Origin of the sequence: Escherichia sp. WS1265 (genome assembly GCF_046487585.1) — a bacterium.
Lineage (GTDB): Bacteria > Pseudomonadota > Gammaproteobacteria > Enterobacterales > Enterobacteriaceae > Escherichia > Escherichia coli.
In genome coordinates, this window is sequence record NZ_JBJQJE010000041.1 from 1 (window position 1) to 5,859 (window position 5,859).

5 protein-coding genes and 1 pseudogene are annotated in these 5,859 nt (G+C 47.8%); 4 read left to right on the plus strand and 2 right to left on the minus strand.

The genetic code is table 11. The features are described 5' to 3' along the window. The coding region (locus tag ACJHX3_RS24145; protein WP_129692851.1) for an IS1 family transposase at positions 1-54 on the minus strand (54 nt) is incomplete at its 3' end. 55 nt (positions 55-109) lie between these two features. On the opposite strand from ACJHX3_RS24145, the pseudogene ACJHX3_RS24150 reads away from it, so the two are divergent. The 4 genes and pseudogenes from ACJHX3_RS24150 to ACJHX3_RS24165 all read left to right on the plus strand — a co-directional run. Then, positions 110-643: pseudogene (locus ACJHX3_RS24150) on the plus strand (lauroyl-Kdo(2)-lipid IV(A) myristoyltransferase); the annotation flags it as partial. Between the two features lie 180 nt (positions 644-823). Beyond that, on the plus strand, positions 824-1,963 hold the full coding sequence (locus ACJHX3_RS24155; protein WP_000088357.1) for an IS3 family transposase: 1,140 nt from the start codon (positions 824-826) through the stop codon (positions 1,961-1,963). Positions 1,964-2,116: 153 nt separating this feature from the next. Beyond that, the gene (locus ACJHX3_RS24160) at positions 2,117-4,114 is read left to right on the plus strand and encodes a BCCT family transporter (RefSeq protein ID WP_001293435.1); all 1,998 of its coding nucleotides are present in this window, start codon (positions 2,117-2,119) and stop codon (positions 4,112-4,114) included. Positions 4,115-4,176: 62 nt separating this feature from the next. Continuing rightward, positions 4,177-5,454 carry a DUF2254 domain-containing protein gene (locus ACJHX3_RS24165; protein ID WP_000625669.1) on the plus strand — a complete coding sequence of 426 codons (1,278 nt, stop codon included), beginning with the start codon at positions 4,177-4,179 and terminating at the stop codon, positions 5,452-5,454. 279 nt (positions 5,455-5,733) lie between these two features. On the opposite strand, the gene ACJHX3_RS24170 is transcribed toward ACJHX3_RS24165, so the two are convergent. After that, a partial coding sequence (locus ACJHX3_RS24170; protein WP_071704003.1) for an IS3 family transposase occupies positions 5,734-5,859 on the minus strand: 126 nt, incomplete at its 5' end.

Here is a 5,859-nt window from a genome sequence, read left to right on the forward strand (position 1 = left end):
CACCACCCCGTCAGTAGCTGAACAGGAGGGACAGCTGATAGAAACAGAAGCCACTGGAGCACCTCAAAAACACCATCATACACTAAATCAGTAAGTTGGCAGCATCACCGGCTGGAGCGTGGATATTCCTGCAATGTTGCTGGCAGCTCAGGGAAAAAAAATGGCCGCCATGTTTCATCAGCAACGAAATCCAGTGATTGATTATGTCTGGAATTCAGTACGGCGTAAATTCGGGGGGCGCTTACATGCCCGGGAGGATGGGATAAAACCATTTATTCAGTCAGTACGCCAGGGATACTGGGGATATTACCTCCCAGATCAGGATCATGGTCCTGAATACAGTGAATTTGCTGATTTTTTTGCGACCTATAAAGCGACATTACCAATCATTGGACGTCTGATGAACATCAGTCAGGCTATGATTATACCACTTTTCCCGGTTTATGATGAAAAAAAACATCTACTGACTATTGAAATTCGGCCACCAATGGATGCTTGCATTGCCAGCGCGGACAATAAAACGATTGCCCGACAAATGAACAAAACAGTGGAAATTTTGGTGGGGCCACATCCGGAACAGTATGTCTGGGTTTTAAAATTGTTAAAAACACGCAAATCAAACGAAGCGGACCCGTACCCTTGAAATTATAAAGTACAAGTATTTCCACTAGTTGTTTGTAAGCGTACAGCCTGAACCGTCTGGTCAGAATCTGACGAATTAGACAAAGTGGTGTCCACCAAATAAGTAGTGGGAACCAATGAGGTAGCCTGAGTTTAACGGACACTCCTTCCTGAAATAGAATGGCATCAGAAGGAGCTAATAATGAGCAGAAAAACCCAACGTTACTCTAAAGAGTTCAAAGCCGAAGCTGTCAGAACGGTTCTTGAAAATCAACTTTCGATCAGTGAAGGCGCTTCCCGATTATCTCTTCCTGAAGGCACTTTAGGACAATGGGTTACCGCCGCCAGAAAAGGGCTCGGTACTCCTGGTTCCCGCACGGTGGCTGAACTGGAATCTGAAATTCTGCAACTGCGTAAGGCGTTAAATGAAGCTCGCCTTGAGCGAGATATATTAAATTGCACAGGAGTCGCTGAAAAATACGCGTTAATCGAACAATGGCGACAACAATTTCCCATTGAAGCGATGTGTCAGGTATTTGGTGTATCCAGGAGCGGTTATTACAACTGGGTACAGCATGAACCCTCAGACAGAAAACAAAGTGATGAGCGGCTAAAACTGGAGATTAAGGTGGCACATATCCGCACTCGCGAAACATATGGAACCCGGCGGCTCCAGACGGAGCTGGCAGAGAATGGCATCATCGTTGGTCGTGACCGACTGGCACGTCTTCGTAAGGAGCTAAGGCTACGCTGTAAGCAGAAACGCAAGTTCAGAGCGACTACGAACTCGAACCACAATCTGCCAGTTGCGCCAAATCTGCTGAACCAGACGTTCGCTCCTACAGCACCAAATCAGGTCTGGGTGGCGGACCTGACGTATGTTGCCACACAGGAGGGATGGTTGTACCTCGCTGGCATCAAAGATGTTTATACGTGCGAAATTGTCGGCTACGCCATGGGAGAGCGCATGACAAAAGAGCTGACAGGTAAAGCCCTGTTTATGGCGCTCAGGAGCCAGCGCCCACCTGCCGGGCTAATCCACCACTCTGATCGAGGTTCACAGTACTGCGCATACGATTACCGGGTCATACAGGAGCAGTTTGGTCTGAAAACATCAATGTCGCGTAAAGGTAACTGTTACGACAACGCTCCGATGGAAAGCTTCTGGGGAACGCTGAAAAATGAGAGCCTGAGCCACTATCGTTTTAATAACCGGGATGAAGCCATCTCAGTAATACGGGAATACATTGAGATTTTCTACAATCGTCAGCGTCGTCACTCTCGTCTGGGGAATATCTCCCCGGCAGCCTTCAGGGAAAAATATCATCAGATGGCTGCTTAAAAAAAGAACAAATGGTAGTGTCCGCTATTGCCAGTACACCTCAACATTCCACCATGCATTACGATTAACGCCGCATAGCCAGTTGAACTTTGCTACTTTGTGAGAGGTAGTACCTTCTATCCAGTGCGAATTTAATTAATGGAATAAATGATTATGAGTGAAAATGATACAATCCCAAAGAAGTCTACAAGTCAGATTAACAAAGCGGTATTCTTTACATCTGCTTTGCTAATTTTCCTTCTTGTCGCCTTTGCCGCCGTATTCCCGGATGTCGCCGACAAAAATTTTAAACTACTTCAGCAACAAATCTTCACGAATGCCAGCTGGTTCTACATCCTTGCTGTGGCCCTGATTTTACTGAGTGTCACGTTCCTTGGACTCTCACGCTACGGTGATATCAAGCTGGGCCCGGACCATGCGCAGCCTGATTTCAGCTACCACTCCTGGTTTGCGATGCTTTTTTCGGCAGGGATGGGGATCGGCCTGATGTTCTTTGGCGTTGCCGAACCTGTAATGCATTATCTTTCGCCACCCGTTGGCACTCCAGAAACCGTTGCGGCAGCTAAGGAAGCAATGCGTCTGACCTTTTTCCACTGGGGACTGCACGCATGGGCAATTTATGCCATTGTGGCGCTGATTCTGGCGTTCTTCAGTTACCGTCACGGTCTGCCTTTAACTCTGCGCTCCGCACTCTATCCCATTATTGGCGATCGCATATACGGACCTGTAGGACATGCGGTTGATATTTTCGCTGTTATAGGCACGGTCTTTGGCGTTGCGACATCACTGGGTTACGGTGTTTTGCAGGTGAATGCCGGTTTGAACCATCTTTTCGGGGTGCCCATCAATGAAACGGTGCAGGTAATTCTGATCGTGGTCATCACGGGGTTAGCGACGATTTCAGTGGTGTCCGGTCTGGATAAGGGAATACGTATCCTGTCTGAACTCAATCTGGGTCTGGCTTTGTTGCTCCTGGCGCTGGTCCTGTGTCTGGGACCAACCGTGCTTCTGCTGAAGTCATTTGTGGAAAATACGGGCGGTTATCTTTCGGAACTGGTGAGTAAAACGTTCAACCTTTACGCGTATGAGCCCAAGTCGAGCAACTGGCTGGGGGGCTGGACATTACTGTACTGGGGATGGTGGCTTTCATGGTCGCCGTTTGTGGGGATGTTCATCGCACGGGTCTCCCGCGGGCGAACCATTCGCGAGTTTGTCACCGGCGTGCTGTTTGTTCCCGCGGGTTTTACGCTAATGTGGATGACGGTGTTTGGTAACAGCGCGATCTATCTCATTATGAACCAGGGGGCCACAGACCTCGCCAATACTGTTCAGCAGGATGTGGCGCTGGCCCTGTTTAATTTCCTGGAGCATTTCCCGTTCTCTTCTGTGCTGTCATTCATTGCAATGGCGATGGTCATCGTCTTCTTTGTAACGTCTGCTGATTCGGGGGCAATGGTTGTGGATACTCTGGCATCAGGTGGAGTGGCAAACACACCCGTCTGGCAGCGAATATTCTGGGCCTCGCTCATGGGCATTGTTGCAATTGCGCTTCTCCTTGCCGGAGGGCTAAGTGCGCTGCAAACGGTGACAATAGCGAGTGCATTGCCCTTCTCAGTGATCTTACTAATATCTATATACGGACTTTTAAAAGCTTTGCGCCGGGATTTGACCAAGCGTGAAAGCCTGAGCATGGCGACAATTGCTCCTACGGCTGCACGTAACCCAATTCCTTGGCAGAGAAGGTTACGCAATATCGCGTATCTGCCGAAGCGATCTCTTGTGAAACGTTTTATGGACGACGTTATCCAGCCTGCCATGACGCTGGTTCAGGAGGAACTGAACAAGCAGGGGACGATAAGCCACATTAGTGATGCAGTCGACGATCGTATTCGTCTTGAAGTCGATTTGGGCAACGAGCTGAATTTTATATATGAAGTGAGGCTTCGCGGGTATATCTCACCGACCTTCGCGCTCGCCGCAATGGATAATGATGAGCAGCAGACTGAACAACATCGATATTATCGCGCTGAGGTTTATCTCAAAGAAGGCGGTCAAAATTATGATGTGATGGGCTGGAACCAGGAACAGCTGATTAATGACATACTGGACCAGTACGAAAAACACCTGCACTTCCTGCACCTGGTTCGTTAATAGCAACATGCCGTCCTGGGGGCGGCAATTATTATCCCGGCCGCAATATGAGGGAATGCAGAATGATTTCACGCTGGAAATGGATGCTGAAGCAGACAATTAAAAAACTATGGTTCAGGGCAACGTTATTCGCAATTGTCGCGATAATAACGGCCCTTTTATCAATTCTTTTTAAATCAATGATACCTGAGTCGGTTTCCGTGAAGGTTGGTGCGGAAGCAGTCGATAACATTCTGAACATACTGGCATCGAGTATGCTGGCAGTGACCACATTTTCGCTGAGTATCATGGTCACAGCCTACGGTTCAGCCACTACTAATGTGACTCCCAGAGCTACGCGTTTAGTTGTTGAAGACGTCACCACACAAAATGTACTGGCCACCTTCATCGGTTCTTTTCTCTTCAGTCTGGTAGGGATTATTGCCCTCAATATGGGAGCTTATGGAGAAAGGGGGAGAGTCATTTTATTCATTGTCACACTGGTTGTCATTGCCTTAATCCTCATCACATTGCTTCGCTGGATACAGCATTTGACCTCTCTGGGGAGGGTTGGTGAGACAACGGCACAAGTAGAACAGGCGGCCATCGAAACATTTATTGCGAGAGCAAGAAATCCCTGTCTCGGTGGATATCCATGGCTTGAGAACAATGAACAGCCGAAAGGAACGGTTGCAGTTTATCCGAAGAAGATTGGCTATGTTGAATATATTGATATGGTGAAACTTAGCAAGCTGCTGACCAATGATCCCCGTCATGTATACCTCGTGGCGCAGCCAGGCAGTTTCATACATCCGTCCATGCCAGTTTTGTACCTGAGTCAGGGCCAGGAGTCGTCAATCAACACCGATTTACTTGAGACGATTATTGTCTCGGATGCACGTTCATTTGCTCAGGATCCTCGATTTTGTCTTAGCGTCATGGCCGAAATAGCCTGCCGGGCCCTTTCCCCTGCAGTGAACGATCCTGGAACCGCCATTGATGTCATTGGCAGAGGTGTTCGTATACTTTCCACTTACGCGCAGAATAAATCTGATGAAATAGAAGTGAAATATCCTTCAGTACATGTTGCACCACTTCAGAATAACGATCTACTGGAAGACTTTTTCTCACCTGTCGCGCGCGATGGTGCCAGTATGAGGGAGATTCAGATAAGAGTCCTTAAAGGACTGTCGATGCTGAGTAAAGGTTGGCCTGAGATATTTGCTGAAGCCGCACATACCCTGGCATTTGAAACATTAGAGCATGCAACTCGTGCTGACCATATAGATTCTGATAGATATCTAATAAAATCAACTTATTATAATTTATTTAGTGGCGAATATTCTAATAAAAAAACATAGCTGCAGAGCAAGCAATTCGGTTGTTGGCAAGTCAAGGGCAAAGCATTCGCGTGAGAATGGGCGTATGCTTTGTGCCAAAAGCAAACGTTGCTAATTCTGCACTGTTCAGCGATGGCGCAGTAGAGACAGGCACTGCCACTGTCCAGTCGGCAAAAGCGAACACTTTGCCACTGCGGGGATAAACTGATTGAAGCTCTCGCGCAAAATCACTTATTCTTTTGCGTTAATAAAATGTAGGAGATGGGTCATTGATCCTACCCACGTAATATGGACACAGGCCTAAGCGAGGTTCTTGTTTTCAAATTGTTCCGGACTGAGGCCGCCACACCAACTGTGCCGCCGCCACCGATTGTAATCACATTCGATATAATTAAACACCGTTGCCCGCATTATTTCCCGGCTGAT

What these genes read in the sequence shown, in the direction of transcription:
- ACJHX3_RS24165 (WP_000625669.1), top strand. Translation starts at nt 4,177, where the DNA reads ATGATTTCACGCTGGAAATGGATGCTGAAGCAGACAATTAAAAAACTA.
- ACJHX3_RS24155 (WP_000088357.1), top strand. Translation starts at nt 824, where the DNA reads ATGAGCAGAAAAACCCAACGTTACTCTAAAGAGTTCAAAGCCGAAGCT.
- ACJHX3_RS24160 (WP_001293435.1), top strand. Translation starts at nt 2,117, where the DNA reads ATGAGTGAAAATGATACAATCCCAAAGAAGTCTACAAGTCAGATTAAC.